Raw genomic sequence first — 17,583 nt, forward strand, 5'->3', positions numbered from 1 at the left:
AGCGTAGCCGCGTCGGCACGGGCGCCCGGCGTCAGAGTTTGCGCAGGCTCAGGCGTTGCACCTTGTGGTCGGGGCCCTTGCGCACGATGAGGGTGGCCCGGCCCCGGGTGGGGGCCACGTTCTCCACCAGGTTCGGCTTGTTGATGGTGCGCCAGGTGGTGCGGGCGTAGTCGAGCGCCTCCTCCTCCGACACCTGGGTGTACTTGCGGAAGTACGAGGACGGGTTCTGGAAGGCGGTCTCGCGCAGCTTGCGGAAGCGGCTGAGGTACCAGCGCTCGATGTCCTCGGTGCGGGCGTCGACGTACACGCTGAAGTCGAAGTAGTCGGCCAGGCCGACCCTGGTGCGGCCGTCCTTGCCGGGCAGCGCGGGCTGGAGGACGTTGAGGCCCTCGACGATCAGGATGTCCGGGCGGCGGACGACCAGCTTCTCGTCCGGGACGATGTCGTAGATGAGGTGGGAGTAGACGGGCGCGGTCACCTCGGCCTTGCCCGCCTTGATGTCGGCGACGAAGCGGGTCAGGGCCCGGCGGTCGTAGGACTCGGGGAAACCTTTCCGCGACATCAGGCCCCTGGCCTCCAGCTCCCTGGTGGGCAGCAGGAAGCCGTCGGTGGTGACCAGCTCCACGCGCGGGTGCTCGGGCCAGCGGGAGAGCAGCGCCTGGAGCAGGCGGGCGACGGTGGACTTGCCGACGGCGACCGAGCCGGCGACCCCTATGACGAAGGGGGTGCCGGACTGGGAGCCCTGCTCACCGAGGAAGGTGTTGAGCGCGCCGCGCAGGCCGTCGGTGGCGCCGACGTAGAGGTTGAGGAGCCGGGACAGCGGGAGGTAGATGTCCCGCACCTCGTCGAGGTCGATGACGTCGCCGAGGCCGCGCAGCTTCTCGACCTCCTCGGCGGTCAGCGGCAACGGCGTCTTGTCGCGCAGCGCGCTCCACTCGGGACGGGTGAGGTCGACGTAGGGAGTCGCCTCCGGCCGCTGCCGGTGGGCGCTCCGGGGCATCGAGGGGACCGGAGAGATCACAGTCCATTGTTAACGCTGTTCGAACGGGGCGGCAGGTGGGGTGTGTCACGCCCGGCCCCGAGATCACGCGGGCGTCACGGTCGGGTACCGGGTGGCTCATCCGATGATCATCTGTGAACACGCTGTGCGTACAGTGCGCGCAAGCATGCGCGGATCCTGCGCGACCTGGAAGAAAGAGCCCCCTACGTGAGACTGACCGCTGTCCGTCGTACCGCCCTCGCGGCCTGTGCCGCCGCCCTGGCCCTGCTCGCCACCGCCTGTGGCTCGTCCGACGACGGGGGCGGCGAGGCGGCCGGTGACGGCAAGGGCAAGGGCGACAAGGCCGCGTCGGCGGCCCCGGCGGCCGAGGCGCTGACCGCCGACGAGCTGGAGAAGGCGGCCCTGGCGCAGGCGGACGTCGAGAACGGCAAGGTCACCGGGGTGTCCGCGGCCGACGACGTCGCCAAGGACAAGGTGAAGGCCGACGGCGGGACGTGCGAGCCGCTGACGCTCGCCGAGGTCGGCGTGCCGCTGGGCGAGCCGGTCGCGACGGTGAAGCGGTCCTGGACCGAGGGCCCGAAGAAGCCGTCCGGCGACCAGACCACCGAGGAGGCGATCGGGGCCGCGTTCGACCTGGACAAGGCCCTGATCACGCTGGCCTCCTACGACGACGGCGGCGCGGAGAAGGCCGTCGAGGAGGTGCGGACGGCGCTCGGCGAGTGCGCCGGCGGCTTCTCCTTCACCGCGGCCGGCGAGCCGGCCGAGATAGCGAAGGTGGCCGAGGACAAGGCCCCCGGCGGCGCCGACGAGGCCGTGGCCATGACGATGACGATGGTCGGCGAGGACGGCGACGAGTTCCCGGTCAAGGTGGTCGTCACCCGCAAGGGTGCCACCGTCGCCTCCTTCACGGTCCTCAACCTCGCCGCCGCGGGCACCGGCAAGGACTTCGCGTTCCCCACGGAGATCAGCGACGCCCAGCTGGCCAAGCTCGGCTGAGCCGGGCGGCGGCACCGCTTCTTGATTCCCACCGGGGCGTTCGTACCCCGGTGGGAATTTCCGATTTCGGGCACGGGAAGGCCGGTTCGCGACCGAATCTGATCGTAGGCTGCCGGTCATGTGCGGAATCGTGGGATACGTGGGGTCTCAGTCGGCGCTCGACGTCGTGATGGCCGGACTCAAGCGGCTCGAGTACCGGGGATACGACTCGGCGGGCGTCGCCGTGCTCGCGGACGGCGGCCTCGCCACCGCCAAGCGCGCCGGGAAACTCGTCAACCTGGACAAGGAGCTGGCCGAGCGGCCACTGCCGAGCGCCGTGACCTGCATCGGCCACACCCGCTGGGCCACGCACGGCGCGCCGACCGACGCCAACGCCCACCCCCACCTGGACAACGCGGGCCGGGTGGCCGTGGTCCACAACGGCATCATCGAGAACTTCGCGCCGCTGCGGGCCGAACTGGAGGAGCGCGGCCACACGCTCGCCTCCGAGACCGACACCGAGGTCGTCGCCCATCTGCTCGCCGAGGAGTTCTCCGCCTGCGCCGACCTCGCCGAGGCGATGCGGCTGGTGTGCCGGCGTCTGGAGGGCGCGTTCACCCTGGTCGCGGTACACGCGGACCAGCCGGACGTGGTCGTGGGCGCCCGCCGCAACTCGCCGCTCGTGGTGGGCGTCGGGGAGAGCGAGTCCTTCCTCGCCTCGGACGTGGCGGCCTTCATCGCGCACACCCGCGAAGCCATCGAGCTGGGCCAGGACCAGGTGGTGGAGCTGCGCCGGGACGGCGTCACGGTCACCGGCTTCGACGGCACCCCGGCCGACGTCCGCACCTACCACGTCGACTGGGACGCCTCGGCCGCCGAGAAGGGCGGCTACGACTACTTCATGCTCAAGGAGATCGCCGAACAGCCCAAGGCGGTCGCCGACACCCTGCTGGGCCGCATCGACGGCTCCGGCACGCTCAGCCTGGACGAGGTGCGCATCCCCGCCGGGGTGCTGCGCGAGGTCGGCAAGGTCGTCATCGTGGCCTGCGGCACGGCCTACCACGCCGGGCTGATCGCCAAGTACGCCATCGAGCACTGGACGCGCGTCCCCTGCGAGGTGGAGCTGGCCAGCGAGTTCCGCTACCGGGACCCGATCCTGGACCAGCAGACGCTGGTCGTCGCGATCTCCCAGTCCGGCGAGACCATGGACACCCTCATGGCCCTGCGCCACGCCCGCGAGCAGGGCGCCAAGGTGCTGGCCATCTGCAACACCAACGGCTCGACCATCCCCCGCGAGTCCGACGCCGTCCTCTACACCCACGCCGGTCCCGAGGTCGCCGTCGCCTCCACCAAGGCCTTCCTCACCCAGCTGGTCGCCTGCTACCTCGTCGCCCTCTACCTCGGACAGGTGCGGGGCACGAAGTACGGCGACGAGATCCGCGACGTCGTCCGCGACCTGTCCCGGATCTCCGGCGCCGTCGAGCGGGTCCTGGAGACCATGGAGCCCGTACGGGAACTGGCGCGCTCCCTCGCCCACAAGAACACGGTGCTCTTCCTGGGCCGGCACGTCGGCCACCCGGTCGCCCTCGAAGGCGCCCTGAAGCTCAAGGAACTGGCGTACATGCACGCCGAGGGCTTCGCGGCCGGTGAGCTGAAGCACGGGCCGATCGCGCTGATCGAGGAGGACGTGCCGGTCGTCGTGGTCGTCCCGTCCCCGCGCGGACGCTCGGTCCTCCACGACAAGATCGTGTCCAACATCCAGGAGATCCGGGCCCGGGGCGCCCGCACCATCGTCATCGCCGAGGAGGGCGACGAGGCGGTCGTCCCGTACGCCGACCACCTCGTCCGCATCCCGGCCACCCCGACCCTGCTCCAGCCCCTGGTGGCCACGGTCCCGCTCCAGGTCTTCGCCTGCGAGCTGGCGACGGCCCGCGGCAACGAGGTGGACCAGCCGCGCAACCTCGCGAAGTCGGTGACGGTGGAGTGACCTAGACAGGGCCTACCGGTCGGCGTGACGCAGGTCGGCGACGAGACGGAAGCGCTCCAGCACCGCCTGCGTCTCGTCGTCCACCTCGAACCCGGGGTCGCCCAGGGCGGCGCGCATCTCCGCGCTGTGCCAGAACCGCTCGTGCCCGGCCCGCCACGCGGCCACGCCGGTGTACCCCTCGCCCTCGTCCACCGCGTGGGCGAGGTCCACCCGGGCCAGCGGGACGACGCGGACCTCGGTCACCTCGACGACGGCGACCGGCCGGTCGTCCGAGTCGACGACCACCGACCGCTGCCCCACCTCGGGCAACGGCTCCCCGTCCCGCTCGTACTCGACGACGAGGCCGGTCGTGGAGGTCTTCGACCCGTCGAGGATCGCGGCGACCAGCCGGTCGCGCAGGGGGCCGGGGAAGGCGAACTCGGCTCTGGGCAGCGCGTCGAGGCCGAGGGGGGCCGAGGCGGAGTCGGACGTCATGGGGGAACAGTAACGACGCGCTCTCGCCGCCGTGGCCCCCGCTCGGCGCCTTTCCCCGCGGAGCCCCCGGCTCACACCCCGCGTTCGACCGCCCGCACGTCCCGCCAGGCCCGCCCCACCGCCTCCGCGACCTCGTGCGCCCCCACCGGCGCCCCCTGTGCCGCGAACCGCCCCGCCAGCCCGTGCAGATACGCCCCCGCGCTCCCCGCGTCCCGCGCCGACAGCCCCGCCGCCAGCAACGACCCGGCGAGCCCGGACAGCACGTCCCCGCTGCCCGCCGTCGCGAGCCACGACGTCCCCGTCGAGTTGACCCGCACCGGCCCGCCCTCCGCCCCGGCCACCACCGTCGTGGAGCCCTTCAGCAGCACCGTCGCCCCGTACCGCCCCGCCAGCTCCCGCGCCGAGGCCAGCCGCGCCCCCTCGACCTCCTCGCGGCCCACCCCGAGCAGCGCCGCCGCCTCCCCGGCGTGCGGCGTCATCAGCGTCGGCGCCGTGCGCGCCCGCACCGCCGCGGCGTCCGCCAGCCGCAGCCCGTCCGCGTCGATCAGCACCGGCACCTCGGCCGCCAGCACCTCGGCCACGGTCCCGGCGTCGTCACCGGCCCCCGGCCCGACGACCCACGCCTGCACCCGCCCGGCGCGCCCGGGCCCCCGGTCCGACACCAGCGTCTCGGGGTACCGCGCGATCACCGCGTCCCCGGCCGGACCGACGTACCGCACCGCCCCCGCCCCGCCCCGCAGCGCCCCGGCGACGGCGAGCACCGCCGCGCCCGGATAGCGCGCCGACCCGGCGGCGATGCCCACGACCCCCCGCCGGTACTTGTCGCTCTCCACCCCCGGCACCGGCAGCAGCCGCGCCACGTCCGCGTGCTGCAACGCCTCCAGCTCGGCCGCCTCGTCCGGCAGCGGCAGCCCGATGTCCACCAGCCGCACCGACCCCGCGTACTCCCGCGCCGGATCGATCAGCAGCCCCGGCTTGTGCGCCCCGAACGTCACCGTCAGGTCCGCCCGTACGGCCGCCCCGTGCACCTGCCCGGTGTCCGCGTCGACCCCGCTCGGCAGGTCGACCGCGACGACGGAGGCCCGCGACCGCGCCGCCGCCTGCGCCAGCGGCACCGCCTCCTCGCGCAGCCCGCCCTTCCCGCCGATCCCGACGATGCCGTCGACGACCAGATCCGCCCGCTCGATCAGCTCCCGGGCACCGTCGCTCCCGGCGACGCGGCCGCCCGCCCGGCGCAGCGCCGCGAGCCCTGCGCCGTGGACCCGATCCGGGGAGAGCGGCACGGCCGTCACCCCGGCGCCCCGCCGGGCCAGCCGGGCACCGGCGTACAGGGCGTCGCCGCCGTTGTCCCCGCTGCCGACCAGCAGCACCACCCGGCCGCCGTAGACCCGGCCGGCCACCCGGCCGAGCACCTGGGCACAGGCGGCGGCGAGTCCGGCCGCCGCCCGCTGCATCAACGCCCCCTCGGGGAGCCGTGCCATCAGCTCCCGTTCGGCGTTCCTGACCGTCTCCACGCTGTACGCAGTCCGCATGGCGTCGAGTCTTCCCCCTGCGCCGGGAACACGCACGGCCCCAGCCTGCGCGATGGGGGACAGTGGTCCCATGGCAGACGACGAGACGGCACGGGTGATGACCTCGCTGGGAGGCCGTCTGCGTGCCATCCGGCAGGCCCGCGGCCTCACCCTGGCCCAGCTCGGCGCCGCCACCGGCATCTCCGTGTCCACCCTGTCCCGGCTGGAGTCGGGGCAGCGCGAGCCGGGGCTGCGGCACCTGCTGCCCCTGGCCAGGGCGCACCGCCTGCCCCTGGACGAACTGGTCGGCTCCCGCACCGGCGACCCCCGCGTCCACCCGCGCCCGTTCACCCGGCACGGCCAGACCTGGCTCCCCCTCACCCGCAACCCCAACGACGGGCTGCACGCCTACAAGCAGATCCTGCCCGCGCCCCCCGAGGCCCGCACCGAGTGGACCCCGCGGCCCGAACAGGGCTCCCACGAGGGCCACGAGTGGATCTACGTCCTCTCCGGACGCCTGCTCCTCGCCCTCGGCGACCACGACCTCGTCCTGTCGGCCGGTGAGACGGCGGAGTTCGACACCCGCGTCCCGCACGGCATCGCCAACGCGGGGGACCAGCCCGTCGAATGGCTCGCCCTGTACGGAGCGCAGGGCGAGCGCATGCACGTCCGCGTCCAGCCCACCGGGAGCTGACCCGGCCCGCCCTCGCGCGCGGCTACCCCTCCGCGATCACCACCGCCGACGCCACCCCCGCGTCGTGGCTGAGCGACACGTGCCACGACACCACCCCCAGCTCCGCCGCCCGCGCCGCCACCGTCCCGGTCACCCGCAGACGGGGCTGTCCGCTGTCCTCGACGTACACCTCCGCGTCCGTCCAGTGCAGCCCGCCCGGCGCGCCCAGCGCCTTGGCCAGCGCCTCCTTCGCCGCGAACCGGGCGGCGAGCGAGGCGACGCCCCGGCGCTCCCCGCCGGGCAGCAGCAGCTCGCTGTCCAGGAAGAGCCGCCGCGCCAAGGCCGGCGTGCGTTCCAGCGACGCGCTGAACCGCTCGATCTCGGCCACGTCGATCCCGACCCCGATGATGCTCATGCCGGGCACCCTAACGACTGGGGGCCGGCCCGCGGTCCGCGACGGAGGCGGGACCGGGCGCTCTGAGAGACTGGGGGCACGATGAGTGAGACTGCTGCTCGGCGGGACGCGGTGACGCGGGCCCGGGCCGAGATCGACCTGGCCGCCCTGCGGGCCAACGTCCGCGCCCTGCGCGAACGGGCACCCGGGGCGGCTCTCATGGCCGTGGTCAAGGCCGACGCCTACGGCCACGGCGCGATCCCGTGCGCCCGCGCGGCCGTCGAGGCGGGCGCGACCTGGCTCGGCACCGCCACCCCGCAGGAGGCCCTCGCCCTGCGCGCGGACCCGGAGCTGCCGGACGACGTACGGATCATGTGCTGGCTGTGGACGCCGGGCGGTCCCTGGCGCGAGGCCGTCGAGGCCGGCCTCGACGTGTCCGTCAGCGGGATGTGGGCCCTGGAGGAACTCGTCGCGGCTGCCCGCGGCGCGGCGCTCCCCGCGCGGGTGCAGCTCAAGGCCGACACGGGGCTCGGCCGCAACGGCTGCCAGCCGGGCGAGGACTGGGCGGAACTGGTCCGCGAGGCCCTGCGCGCCGAACGCGAGGGTCTGCTCCGCGTCACCGGCCTGTGGTCGCACTTCGCCTGCGCCGACGAGCCCGGGCACCCCTCCATCGCCGCGCAGCTCACCCGCTTCCGGGAGATGACGGCGTACGCCGAACAGCAGGGCGTACGCCCCGAGGTGCGGCACATCGCCAACTCGCCGGCCACGCTCACCCTCCCCGAGACCCACTTCGACCTGGTACGCCCCGGCATCGCGATGTACGGCGTCTCGCCCAGCCCCGAGATCGGCACCCCCGCCGACTTCGGGCTGCGCCCGGTGATGACGCTGTCCGCCTCGCTGGCCCTGGTCAAGCGGGTCCCCGGCGGCCACGGCGTCAGCTACGGGCACCACTACACCACCCCCGGCGACACCACCCTCGGCCTCGTCCCCCTCGGCTACGCGGACGGCATCCCGCGCCACGCCTCCTCCGCGGGCCCCGTCCTGGCGGGCGGCAAGTGGCGCACCGTCGCGGGGCGGATCGCCATGGACCAGTTCGTCGTCGACCTGGGCGGGGAGCGGCCCGAGCCGGGCGCCGAGGCCGTGCTGTTCGGCCCCGGTGACCGGGGGGAGCCCACCGCCGAGGACTGGGCGCGGGCGGCGGGCACCATCGCGTACGAGATCGTCACCCGGATCGGACCACGCGTCCCGCGCGTCTATGTGAACGAGTGAGCGGGTGACCGGGTGGCTCGGCCGGCACACGGCTCGACGCGCGCCCGGCACGCGCGCCCAGTGAATCGACGACGAGCGGGTATCCGCACGGCAGCCCGGCGGACCCGGCGAAGAGGAGCGGTGTACGTGAGCGAGAGCAACGCGGAGGCCGTCGCGTCGGCCGTCGCCTCCGCCACGGAGGCCGCCACCGAGGCCGCCGCGGGCGGCTGGCGCCGGGCGACCGGCATCGCCGGCGTCGCGATAGGCGTGGTCGCGGCGGGTGCCGCGGCCGGTGTGGCGATAGAGCGGCTGACCGTGGGCCGGGGCATGCGCCAGAAGGCCCGGCTCGCCCTCGACTCGGCGGGGCCGTACGGCGGACTGCGCGGCACCCCCGGCAGGGCGTACGCCGACGACGGCACCGAGCTGTACTACGAGGTCGACGACGTCGACCCGGAGGCGGAGTCCGCGCTCACCCGGCGCCGGCGGCGGCTGTTCGGACGCAAGGCGCCCGCTCCCGTCACCGTCGTCTTCAGCCACGGCTACTGCCTCAACCAGGACTCCTGGCACTTCCAGCGGGCGGCCCTGAGGGGCGTCGTACGCACCGTGTACTGGGACCAGCGCAGCCACGGCCGGTCCGGGCGGGGCGTGGCGCAGACGCGGGAGGACCGGCCGGTCACCATCGACGAGCTGGGCCGCGACCTGAAGGCCGTGATCGACGCGGCCGTCCCCGAGGGCCCGATCGTGCTGGCCGGGCACTCCATGGGCGGCATGACCGTGATGGCCCTGGCCGACGCGTACCCCGAGCTGGTCCGCGAGCGGGTGGTCGCGGTGGCCCTCGTCGGCACCTCCTCCGGACGGCTCGGCGAGGTGAACTTCGGGCTGCCGGTGGCCGGTGTCAACGCGGTGCGGCGGGTGCTCCCGGGCGTGCTGAAGGCGCTGGGGCAGCGGGCCGAGCTGGTGGAGAAGGGGCGGCGGGCGACGGCGGACCTGTTCGCCGGGATCATCAAGCGGTACTCCTTCGCGTCCCGGGACGTCGACCCGGCCGTGGCCCGCTTCGCCGAGCGGATGATCGAGTCGACGCCGATCGACGTGGTCGCCGAGTACTACCCGGCCTTCAACGACCACGACAAGACCGAGGCCCTCGCCCACTTCGCCGGCCTGCCCGTGCTCGTGCTGGCCGGGGTGCGGGACCTGGTCACGCCGAGCGAGCACAGCGAGGCGATCGCCGACCTGCTGCCCGACGCGGAGCTGGTGCTGGTCCCCGACGCGGGGCACCTGGTGATGCTGGAGCATCCGGAACTGGTGACCGACCGGCTCGCCGACCTGCTCGCCCGGGCCGGGGCGGTCCCGGCAGCGGCTACGGTGGATGGCTATGGAAGCACCAGCAGCACAGCAGGGCCCGGCTGACCCCTCCGGGTCGTCCGGGTCCGCACCCGGCGCCGTCGAGATCACCGTCACCTCACCGGAGCAGATGCGCGAGCTGGGCCGCAGGCTCGCCAAGGTGCTGCGCGCCGGTGACCTGCTGATGCTCAGCGGGGAGCTGGGCGCGGGCAAGACGACGCTGACCCGCGGGCTCGGCGAGGGCATGGGGGTGCGCGGCGCCGTCACCTCCCCGACCTTCGTGATCGCCCGGGTGCACCCCTCGCTCGGCGACGGCCCGCCCCTCGTCCACGTCGACGCCTACCGGCTCTCCGGCGGCCTCGACGAGATGGAGGACCTCGACCTCGACGTCTCGCTGCCCGACTCGGTCGTCGTGGTGGAGTGGGGCGAGGGCAAGGTCGAGGAGCTGACCGACGACCGGCTCCGGCTCCGGATCGACCGGGCCGTGGGAGACACCACCGACGAGGTGCGGCACGTGACGCTCACCGGTGTCGGCGAGCGCTGGGCCTCGGCCGACCTGAGCGTGCTGGCCGGCTGAGCCCGGCCGGCCGCCCCGGCGGCGGGATGTTCCGACAAGGCGTCGGCAAGATATTGCGTTCCGGGTCGTGCGCGTGGTCACATGGTATCCAGCTCGTAGTTAGGCATGCCTAACTACGCCCGCCCCCGACCCTCAGGAGGCGTCCGTGCCGGAGACCGAGCCGCAGTCCGAGCCCACCGCCGTGTCCATGTACGACCTGCTCGCGTCCTGCGCCGCCGCGCGGGCGGTCTCGACGCCGCCGCGCGCACCCGAGCCGGAGTCCCGCCGGGCGCCCGCGCCGAGGCACCGCGAGGCGGCCTGATCCCCGCGGTGCCGCGAGGCGCCTGACCTCCGTGGTGCCGCGAGGCGCCTGTCCTCCGTGGTGCCGCGAGGCGCCTGTCCTCCGTGGTGCCGCGAGGTTGCTTGACCCTGCGGTGCCGCGAGGTCGCCTGGCCCGGCGGTGCCGCGGGGCCGGTCATGCGCCCATGGCGCCGCGTTGCCCGAGAGGTGCCGCGAAGTCGTCCGGCCCCGGCGGTCGCCTCCGTGCGGGGTCAGCGGATGACGACGACCCGCTGCCCGATCGTCGCGAACCGCCACATCGCGTCGCCGTCCGCGCGGGTCTCCCGGATGCCGCCGGTGCGCTCGTCCGGGTCGGGCTCGGGCATCGAGCCGTCCACGGCCGCGCTGAAGCCGATGACCACGCCGTCCACGCTGGCGAAACGCACGACGTGCTCGACCGGGATGCCGTCCGAGCCGGTGACCCGGTTGGACCGGGACGTGACCGCGTAGGTGCCCGGAGCCGGGTCGACCGTGCTGGGGGTGACCTCGAAGGTGCGCTGGACCCGACCGTCCGCGCCGACCAGCCACACCCGGTCGTCGTCCACCGAGTACACCACCCGTTCACCCCTTCCGGTACCCGCCGGCAGGGCCTCCGGGTGCCCGCGGTCGCGGGGCGCCTTCGAGGCGCCGGGGGCGGGCGGGCTGCTCACCCGGGCGCGGCCCGGGTCGTGCGGGGCGGCGACCGACGCCTGGTGGGCGAGGAAGCCGATCGTCGCGAGCGCCGCCGCGGTGAGCCCGGCGACGAACCCGGCGCTGCTGCTTGCCACTGGCGACCACCTCGTCGTCGTACGTCGTGCGTCCGTCACCCGCGAAGGTAGCAGTACGTGAGCGATCGAACACGGTGCGCGACACGGGGCGCGGTCCGCCGGTCCCGGTCCGGCGGTGCGCGAGCCCGGACCCGGCCGGGCGACGCCCCCCGGCCGCCCCTCGACCGCCCCCGGCCGTCCGACACCGGCCGCGTGGCGCCGTAGGCTGTTTGCGTGCTCTTGCTCGCTCTGGATACCGCCACGCCCGCCGTGACCGTCGCCCTGCACGACGGCACGGACGTCATCGCCTCGTCGAGCCAGGTGGACGCACGCCGCCACGGTGAGCTGCTGCTGCCCGCCGTCGACCGCGTGCTCGCCGAGGCCGGACTGCGCCTCGACGCCGTCACCGGTGTCGTCGCCGGCATCGGCCCCGGCCCGTACACCGGGCTGCGCGTCGGCCTGATGACCGCGGACACCTTCGGGCTCGCGCTCGGCGTGCCCGTGCACGGCGTGTGCACGCTGGACGGCCTGGCCTACGCCGCCGACCTGGAGGGCCCCTTCGTGGTGGCGACCGACGCCCGCCGCAAGGAGGTCTACTGGGCCCGGTACGCCGACTCCCGCACCCGCCTCACCGACCCGGCGGTCGACCGCCCCGCCGACATCGCCGAGCGGGTCGCCGGGCTCCCGGCCGTCGGCGCGGGCGCGCTGCTCTACCCGGACACCTTCCCGAAGACCCACGAGCCCGAGCACGTGTCCGCCGCCGCCCTCGCGTGCCTGGCCGCCGAGAAGCTGGCGGCGGGCGAGGAGCTGCCCGCGCCCCGGCCGCTGTACCTGCGCCGGCCCGACGCCCAGGTCCCCAAGAACTACAAGGTGGTCACCCCCAAGTGACCGAGTCAGCCACTGCCGGGCCCGCGACCGCCGTGCTGCGCGAGATGCGCTGGTGGGACATCGACCCCGTCCTGCGGATGGAACGGGAGCTGTTCCCGGAGGACGCCTGGTCGCGGGGGATGTTCTGGTCCGAGCTGGCCCACGCCCGCGGCCCCGGCGCGACCCGGCGGTACGTGGTCGCCGAGACGGACGGACAGGTCGTCGGCTACGCGGGCCTGGTCACCTCCGGCGAGCAGGCCGACGTGCAGACCATCGCCGTCGCCCGCGACCACTGGGGCACCGGGCTCGGCGCCCGGCTGCTGACCGAGCTGCTGCGCGCGGCCACCGCCTTCGAGTGCACCGAGGTGCTGCTGGAGTGCCGGGTCGACAACACCCGCGCCCAGCGCCTCTACGAGCGCTTCGGCTTCGAGCCCATCGGCTTCAGACGCGGCTACTACCAGCCCGGGAACGTGGACGCCCTGGTGATGCGCCTGACCGACCCTTCCGCCTCCGTACCGGGAACCGAACGAGGAACCGACAACCATGCCTGACGAACCTCTGGTCCTGGGGATCGAGACCTCCTGCGACGAGACCGGTGTCGGTGTCGTCCGGGGCACCACGCTGCTGGCCGACGCCGTCGCCTCCAGCGTCGACGAGCACGCCCGCTTCGGCGGCGTCGTCCCCGAGGTGGCCAGCCGCGCCCACCTGGAGGCGATGGTCCCCACCATCGACCGCGCCCTGAAGGAAGCGGGGGTGAGCGCCCGCGACCTCGACGGCATCGCGGTCACCGCCGGCCCCGGCCTCGCGGGCGCCCTGCTGGTCGGCGTCTCGGCGGCCAAGGCGTACGCCTACGCCCTCGGCAAGCCCCTCTACGGCGTCAACCACCTCGCCTCGCACATCTGCGTCGACCAGCTGGAGCACGGGCCGCTGCCCGAACCGACGATGGCCCTGCTGGTCTCCGGCGGCCACTCCTCCCTGCTGCTCTCCTCGGACATCACCTCCGACGTCCGCCCGATGGGCGCCACCATCGACGACGCGGCCGGCGAGGCCTTCGACAAGATCGCCCGGGTGCTGAACCTGGGCTTCCCCGGCGGTCCGGTCATCGACCGGTACGCCCGCGAGGGCGACCCGAACGCGATCGCCTTCCCGCGCGGCCTCACCGGACCGCGCGACCCGGCCTACGACTTCTCCTTCTCCGGGCTGAAGACGGCCGTGGCCCGCTGGATCGAGGCCAAGCGGGCGGCGGGTGAGGAGGTGCCGGTGCGCGACGTGTCGGCGTCCTTCCAGGAGGCCGTCGTGGACGTGCTCACCCGCAAGGCCGTGCGGGCCTGCAAGGACCAGGGCGTCGACCACCTGATGATCGGCGGCGGCGTGGCCGCCAACTCCCGGCTGCGGGCGCTCGCCCAGGAGCGCTGCGAGGCGGCCGGCATCCGGCTGCGCGTGCCGCGCCCCAAGCTGTGCACGGACAACGGCGCGATGGTGGCCGCGCTCGGCGCCGAGATGGTCGCCCGGAACCGGGCCGCCTCCGACTGGGACCTGTCGGCGGACTCGTCGCTGCCGGTGACCGACCCGCACGTGCCGGGCCACGGGCACACGCACGATCACGACCACGTCCACGAGGTCAGCAAGGAGAACCTGTACTCGTGACGGTCGCGCTGATGTGGGAGGCGCGGGCGGTGCCCGGCCGGGGCGAGGACCTGCTCGCCTGGGTGCGGGCGCAGCCGCTCGCCGGCGCCCCGGTCCGCCGGGAGACCCTGCGCGCCCCCCAGGACCGGGTGCTCGTCATCACCTGGTGGGACGCCGCCTACGACGCCGAACTGCCCGAACTGCCCGAACCGGACGCGGAGCTGGTCACGCGGGCGGTGCACCGGTGGCGGTTCGAGTCGGCCGGTGACTGATCCGGTGTGCCGGGCATCGATCCGGTAACCGAGTTCGCCGAGATCGCGGACGAAGCGGCGCCCGACGACGACAATATGGGCGTGTCCACTACACCTGACCTCGAACTCGACGACGGCACCCCGGTCCGGTTCCTGCTGGGGCCCGCCGACGGCCCGGTCCCGGTCCCGACCGACGACGACCTGCCGGAGGGCATGGGCCGCGCGGTGCCCGTGGCCCGGGGCACGGGGTCCGTCGCCCGCTTCGCGGCCGGGGCCCTGCGCGGCGCGCTCAGCCCGCTGGGGCCGCTGATCCAGGAGGTCCACGACGCGGCCACCGCCGTGCCCGATCCGCCCGCCGAACTGAGCGTCACCTTCGGCGTCCAGGTCGGCCAGGACCTCAAGCTCGGTGTCGTGGGCGGCACCGGCCAGGCCCATCTCACCGTCACCGCCACCTGGAGACCCGCCCCCGAACCCGGCACGGCGTCGACGGGGGAGTGACACGTGGGCTGGTTCCACGTCGCGGACGGCGGTGCCGGCGATCCCTCCCGGTACGTGGTGACCGTACGGGGAGGTGACGGCAAGGCCGTCGGGGCGGGCTTCGTGCTCGGCGCCGACACCGTGCTGACCTGCGCCCACGTGGTCAACGCGGCCCTGGACAGGCCGCTGTTGGAGCCCCGGACGCCCGGCCCGGAGGAGATCGTCGTCGAGGTCCGGGACGACGCGGCCACGTCCGGCGGGTACTACGCCCGCGTGGCCCACTGGATCGCCCCGCGCGCCCGTGGCGGCGGACCGGTGAAGCCGGGTGACGACGAGTGGCTCGGCGACCTCGCGGTGCTGCGCGTGGACGGCCCGCCCGGCGGACTGCCCGCCGGGCCCCGGCCGGCCGCCATGACGGCCGGCCAGGAGGTGCAGGCGTGGCACGGCACGGGTGAGGCGGCCACCTTCGCCCGCCTGACGGTGCACGGCCCGGACGGCTTCCGCGCCTACCTGGACGGCGCCGCCACCGGCATGGCCGTGGGCCCCGGCTACAGCGGCGGTCCGCTGTGGTGCCCCGGGGAGCAGGCCGTGGTCGGACTGGTCGTCGCCCACTTCATGCCGCCCCGGAACGCGGCCACCGGCGCTCCGCTGGCGTACAGCCCCCAGCACCTGGCACGGCGCAGCTGGGGCGTGCCCTGGCAGCGCGTCGAGGCCGAACTGGGCCCGCTGGGCGTCCTGGACGACGCGGCGGCCACCCTGCCCGACCCGGAGGACCCCGCCTTCCTGCTGCTGACGGAGGCGATCGAGGACGCCTTCCCCTCGGCCAGCGGCCGGGTGACGGGCGCCAAACGCCTCGCCCGGGCCTGCGGGGTCACGCCCGGCAGCGACGTCACCCCGCCCACGCCCGAGGAGTTCGCCGCGTTCCTCCTCACCCACCCGCGGGCCCTGGCCGCGCTGTCCGGGAACCTGCGCCGCGACGCCCCGCGGGACGCCGACCGCGTCCTGGCCGCGGGCGGCCTCTCCCGCACGCCCCGGCTGCTGTCGCCGCAGGAGCACACCGCCCTGCGGGGGCACCTGCGCGCGATGGAACCGGACGTCCTCGCACGGTTCCCCGAGGCGGTCCGCGCCGCCCTGCCGCACCTGGTGGCGCTGCCCGGCGGCGACACCGCGGAGGCCCTCCTCGGCCACCTGGAGACACTGCCCGGCGACGGCCGCGCCGGCAGCGGGGAACGCAGGGTCCCCGCGCTGCTGCGGGTGATGGAGTACGTCGGCGCCCTGTGCCCCGGCGCCAGACGGGCCGAGCTGCGGCTGTGGGCGGACGGCGTGGCCGCCCGGCTCGGCATCGCCCGCGCCGCGCTCGGCGAACGCCGCTCCGACGCCCACCAGTGGGTGCGCTCGGTACGCGCCCGCATGGCCCGCGTCCGCGTACTGGTCCAGGTGACCCGCGCCGGGCAGGGCCGTCACCGGCTGCGGATCTGGTGCGACGAGGGCGCCGGACCGCGCCAGGTCTCCACCGACAGCGTGCGCTCGTACTCCGCGGCCGAGGCGGCACGCGAGGTGCTGCGCGTGCTGGACTCCCTCACCCCGCCCGCCGGGGACGAACGGCCGCCCCTGGTCGAGGTGCTGGTCGACCGCTCCGGCCTCAACCTGCCCGTGGACGAGTGGACGGCACGGGACCCGGAGGAGCTGGTGCCCGGAGTCCTCGGCGTGGAGTTCCCGCTGGTGGTGCACTGCCCCGAACTGCTGCGCAGACACGGCCGCTTCACGTCCCACTGGCGCAGCCGCTGGAACCGGCTCGACTCGGGCAAGACCTTCGTGGTCTCCGAGGCGATGGACCGGGAGACCATCTACTCCCGGCTGGTCAACCAACTCGACACCGTGCGCGTCTGTGTGGACGTACCGCCCGGTCCGCGCGACGGCATCGTGCAGACCTGCCTCGCCCTGGGCATACCGGTGGTGGTGTGGGACCGCGGCCGGGACGGCGCCGCGCACGCCGTCCGGTACATGGCGGAGGTCGCCACCCGGGAGATGCCCGACGGAGTACGCGACTACCGCGCCCACGCCAAGGCCAGCCCGCCCGACTACCCCGGCCGCCCGGTACTCGCCTGGGCCGACGCCGACCGCACCGTGCCCCGCCTGCACCTGACCGAACCCCAGGAGAGCGCATGACATCCGCAGCCGACGCCGAGTGGCGCCTGTTCCGCGGCGACGGCGTCCCCCGGGCCGTCGCCCTGCCCTCGGCACCTCCCTGGCGCCGCTTCGTACCGGCCCGCTCGACCCGGCCGGAACTGCCCTACGTGATCGCCCCGCAGCACGCCGACGTCGTCAACGCGGCACTCCACCTGCGCCGCCCGCTGCTGGTCACCGGGCCGGCCGGCACCGGCAAGTCCTCGCTGGCCCGGGCCGTCGCCCACGAGCTGAGCCTGGGCGAGCTGCTGCGCTGGCCCGTCAACAGCCGGTCCACCGTCAAGGACGCCCTCTACCAGTACGACGCGATCGGCCGTCTGCGCGAGACCACCCTCAGCCGGGACCGCGGCGAGAGCGAACCGTCCATCGGCACCTTCATCCGGCTCGGGCCCCTCGGCACCGCGCTGGTGCCCTCGGCCCACCCGCGCTGCCTGCTCATCGACGAGATGGACAAGGGCGACGTCGACCTGCCCAACGACCTGCTCACCGTCTTCGAGGAGGGCTTCTTCGACATCCCGGAACTGACCCGGCTGCCGGAGGACCTGGCCGACGTCGACGTGCAGACCCACGACCACCGGGGCACCGTCCGGGTGCACCAGGGGCTGGTGCAGTGCGCCGAGTTCCCGGTGGTCGTCATCACCAGCAACGGCGAGCGCGACTTCCCGCCGGCGTTCCTGCGCCGCTGCCTGCGGCTCGACCTGCCGCTGCCCGACGAGGAGCGGCTGCGCACCATCGTCGCCGCGCACCTCGGCGAGGAGGCGATGGCCGAGGCGGACGACCTGATCGAGGCGTTCCTGCGCCGCCGCGCCCTCGGTGAACTCGCCACCGACCAGCTGCTCAACGCGGTGTTCCTGCGCGCCGACGGCGTCGACCTGGACGCCGAGGGGCTGCTGGACGCCGTTCTGCACCAGCTCACCGGGACGATGTGACC

The 17,583-nt window shown here is 74.6% G+C and carries 19 protein-coding genes; 14 read left to right on the forward strand and 5 right to left on the reverse strand.

Annotated features, from left to right (window positions below):
- Window positions 1-31 precede the first annotated feature (31 nt).
- Entirely contained in the window at window positions 32-1,000 is a 969-nt protein-coding gene (gene coaA / locus ACFZP7_RS21155) for a type I pantothenate kinase (RefSeq protein ID WP_019329614.1), read from the reverse strand.
- 207 nt (window positions 1,001-1,207) lie between these two features.
- Between coaA and ACFZP7_RS21160 the strand changes: the two genes are divergently transcribed.
- Together ACFZP7_RS21160 and glmS are read left to right on the forward strand one after the other, a co-directional pair.
- The gene (locus ACFZP7_RS21160; protein ID WP_385635216.1) at window positions 1,208-1,996 is read left to right on the forward strand and encodes a hypothetical protein; all 789 of its coding nucleotides are present in this window, start codon (window positions 1,208-1,210) and stop codon (window positions 1,994-1,996) included.
- Window positions 1,997-2,114: 118 nt separating this feature from the next.
- Window positions 2,115-3,962 (forward strand): glutamine--fructose-6-phosphate transaminase (isomerizing), encoded by a 1,848-nt coding sequence (gene glmS / locus ACFZP7_RS21165; protein WP_385635218.1) that lies wholly within the window; start codon window positions 2,115-2,117, stop codon window positions 3,960-3,962.
- A gap of 12 nt (window positions 3,963-3,974) precedes the next feature.
- Here glmS and ACFZP7_RS21170 read toward each other — a convergent pair whose 3' ends face one another.
- Entirely contained in the window at window positions 3,975-4,436 is a 462-nt protein-coding gene (locus tag ACFZP7_RS21170) for an ASCH domain-containing protein (protein WP_385635220.1), read from the reverse strand.
- Window positions 4,437-4,507: 71 nt separating this feature from the next.
- On the reverse strand, window positions 4,508-5,968 hold the full coding sequence (locus tag ACFZP7_RS21175; protein ID WP_019329610.1) for a bifunctional ADP-dependent NAD(P)H-hydrate dehydratase/NAD(P)H-hydrate epimerase: 1,461 nt from the start codon (window positions 5,966-5,968) through the stop codon (window positions 4,508-4,510).
- A gap of 70 nt (window positions 5,969-6,038) precedes the next feature.
- On the opposite strand from ACFZP7_RS21175, the gene ACFZP7_RS21180 reads away from it, so the two are divergent.
- Entirely contained in the window at window positions 6,039-6,641 is a 603-nt protein-coding gene (locus ACFZP7_RS21180) for a helix-turn-helix domain-containing protein (RefSeq protein WP_127445586.1), read from the forward strand.
- A 22-nt stretch (window positions 6,642-6,663) separates the two neighbouring features.
- Here ACFZP7_RS21180 and ACFZP7_RS21185 read toward each other — a convergent pair whose 3' ends face one another.
- Window positions 6,664-7,035, reverse strand: coding sequence for a holo-ACP synthase (locus ACFZP7_RS21185; RefSeq protein ID WP_385635222.1), 372 nt, complete (start codon window positions 7,033-7,035; stop codon window positions 6,664-6,666).
- An 81-nt stretch (window positions 7,036-7,116) separates the two neighbouring features.
- Between ACFZP7_RS21185 and alr the strand changes: the two genes are divergently transcribed.
- From alr to ACFZP7_RS21205, 4 genes are all read left to right on the forward strand, one after another.
- Complete coding sequence (gene alr, locus ACFZP7_RS21190; RefSeq protein WP_366112149.1) at window positions 7,117-8,283, forward strand: alanine racemase; 1,167 nt, start codon at window positions 7,117-7,119, stop codon at window positions 8,281-8,283.
- A 126-nt stretch (window positions 8,284-8,409) separates the two neighbouring features.
- Complete coding sequence (locus ACFZP7_RS21195) at window positions 8,410-9,669, forward strand: alpha/beta fold hydrolase (protein ID WP_167545956.1); 1,260 nt, start codon at window positions 8,410-8,412, stop codon at window positions 9,667-9,669.
- Window positions 9,635-10,180 carry a tRNA (adenosine(37)-N6)-threonylcarbamoyltransferase complex ATPase subunit type 1 TsaE gene (tsaE, locus tag ACFZP7_RS21200; RefSeq protein ID WP_086875988.1) on the forward strand — a complete coding sequence of 182 codons (546 nt, stop codon included), beginning with the start codon at window positions 9,635-9,637 and terminating at the stop codon, window positions 10,178-10,180. The genes ACFZP7_RS21195 and tsaE overlap by 35 nt, the downstream gene beginning before the upstream one ends.
- 145 nt (window positions 10,181-10,325) lie before the next feature.
- On the forward strand, window positions 10,326-10,481 hold the full coding sequence (locus tag ACFZP7_RS21205) for a hypothetical protein (RefSeq protein WP_019329605.1): 156 nt from the start codon (window positions 10,326-10,328) through the stop codon (window positions 10,479-10,481).
- 229 nt (window positions 10,482-10,710) lie between these two features.
- Here the strand turns inward: ACFZP7_RS21205 and ACFZP7_RS21210 are convergent, their stop codons facing one another.
- On the reverse strand, window positions 10,711-11,265 hold the full coding sequence (locus tag ACFZP7_RS21210) for a hypothetical protein (protein WP_019329604.1): 555 nt from the start codon (window positions 11,263-11,265) through the stop codon (window positions 10,711-10,713).
- A 213-nt stretch (window positions 11,266-11,478) separates the two neighbouring features.
- Between ACFZP7_RS21210 and tsaB the strand changes: the two genes are divergently transcribed.
- From tsaB to ACFZP7_RS21245, 7 genes are all read left to right on the forward strand, one after another.
- On the forward strand, window positions 11,479-12,132 hold the full coding sequence (gene tsaB, locus ACFZP7_RS21215; protein ID WP_282547956.1) for a tRNA (adenosine(37)-N6)-threonylcarbamoyltransferase complex dimerization subunit type 1 TsaB: 654 nt from the start codon (window positions 11,479-11,481) through the stop codon (window positions 12,130-12,132).
- A gap of 44 nt (window positions 12,133-12,176) precedes the next feature.
- Complete coding sequence (rimI, locus tag ACFZP7_RS21220; RefSeq protein WP_046248326.1) at window positions 12,177-12,662, forward strand: ribosomal protein S18-alanine N-acetyltransferase; 486 nt, start codon at window positions 12,177-12,179, stop codon at window positions 12,660-12,662.
- Complete coding sequence (tsaD, locus tag ACFZP7_RS21225) at window positions 12,655-13,758, forward strand: tRNA (adenosine(37)-N6)-threonylcarbamoyltransferase complex transferase subunit TsaD (protein ID WP_019329601.1); 1,104 nt, start codon at window positions 12,655-12,657, stop codon at window positions 13,756-13,758. The genes rimI and tsaD overlap by 8 nt, the downstream gene beginning before the upstream one ends.
- Window positions 13,755-14,009, forward strand: a complete 255-nt coding sequence (locus tag ACFZP7_RS21230) for a hypothetical protein (protein WP_031018148.1) — start codon at window positions 13,755-13,757, stop codon at window positions 14,007-14,009. The genes tsaD and ACFZP7_RS21230 overlap by 4 nt, the downstream gene beginning before the upstream one ends.
- Window positions 14,010-14,090: 81 nt before the next feature.
- Window positions 14,091-14,486: a CU044_2847 family protein gene (locus ACFZP7_RS21235; protein WP_037899934.1), complete on the forward strand. Its 396-nt coding sequence runs from the start codon at window positions 14,091-14,093 to the stop codon at window positions 14,484-14,486.
- Window positions 14,487-14,489: 3 nt separating this feature from the next.
- Entirely contained in the window at window positions 14,490-16,634 is a 2,145-nt protein-coding gene (locus tag ACFZP7_RS21240; RefSeq protein ID WP_385635225.1) for a trypsin-like peptidase domain-containing protein, read from the forward strand.
- On the forward strand, window positions 16,631-17,581 hold the full coding sequence (locus ACFZP7_RS21245; RefSeq protein ID WP_031018153.1) for a MoxR family ATPase: 951 nt from the start codon (window positions 16,631-16,633) through the stop codon (window positions 17,579-17,581). The genes ACFZP7_RS21240 and ACFZP7_RS21245 overlap by 4 nt, the downstream gene beginning before the upstream one ends.
- The last annotated feature ends 2 nt before the right edge of the window (window positions 17,582-17,583 follow it).

This window comes from Streptomyces sp. SudanB5_2050 (assembly GCF_964272335.1).
GTDB lineage: Bacteria > Actinomycetota > Actinomycetes > Streptomycetales > Streptomycetaceae > Streptomyces > Streptomyces rochei.

What these genes read in the sequence shown, in the direction of transcription:
- tsaD (WP_019329601.1), top strand. Translation starts at nt 12,655, where the DNA reads ATGCCTGACGAACCTCTGGTCCTGGGGATCGAGACCTCCTGCGACGAG.
- rimI (WP_046248326.1), top strand. Translation starts at nt 12,177, where the DNA reads ATGCGCTGGTGGGACATCGACCCCGTCCTGCGGATGGAACGGGAGCTG.
- ACFZP7_RS21245 (WP_031018153.1), top strand. Translation starts at nt 16,631, where the DNA reads ATGACATCCGCAGCCGACGCCGAGTGGCGCCTGTTCCGCGGCGACGGC.
- alr (WP_366112149.1), top strand. Translation starts at nt 7,117, where the DNA reads ATGAGTGAGACTGCTGCTCGGCGGGACGCGGTGACGCGGGCCCGGGCC.
- ACFZP7_RS21170 (WP_385635220.1), bottom strand. Translation starts at nt 4,436, where the DNA reads ATGACGTCCGACTCCGCCTCGGCCCCCCTCGGCCTCGACGCGCTGCCC.
- ACFZP7_RS21185 (WP_385635222.1), bottom strand. Translation starts at nt 7,035, where the DNA reads ATGAGCATCATCGGGGTCGGGATCGACGTGGCCGAGATCGAGCGGTTC.
- ACFZP7_RS21180 (WP_127445586.1), top strand. Translation starts at nt 6,039, where the DNA reads ATGGCAGACGACGAGACGGCACGGGTGATGACCTCGCTGGGAGGCCGT.
- coaA (WP_019329614.1), bottom strand. Translation starts at nt 1,000, where the DNA reads ATGCCCCGGAGCGCCCACCGGCAGCGGCCGGAGGCGACTCCCTACGTC.
- glmS (WP_385635218.1), top strand. Translation starts at nt 2,115, where the DNA reads ATGTGCGGAATCGTGGGATACGTGGGGTCTCAGTCGGCGCTCGACGTC.
- tsaE (WP_086875988.1), top strand. Translation starts at nt 9,635, where the DNA reads ATGGAAGCACCAGCAGCACAGCAGGGCCCGGCTGACCCCTCCGGGTCG.
- ACFZP7_RS21175 (WP_019329610.1), bottom strand. Translation starts at nt 5,968, where the DNA reads ATGCGGACTGCGTACAGCGTGGAGACGGTCAGGAACGCCGAACGGGAG.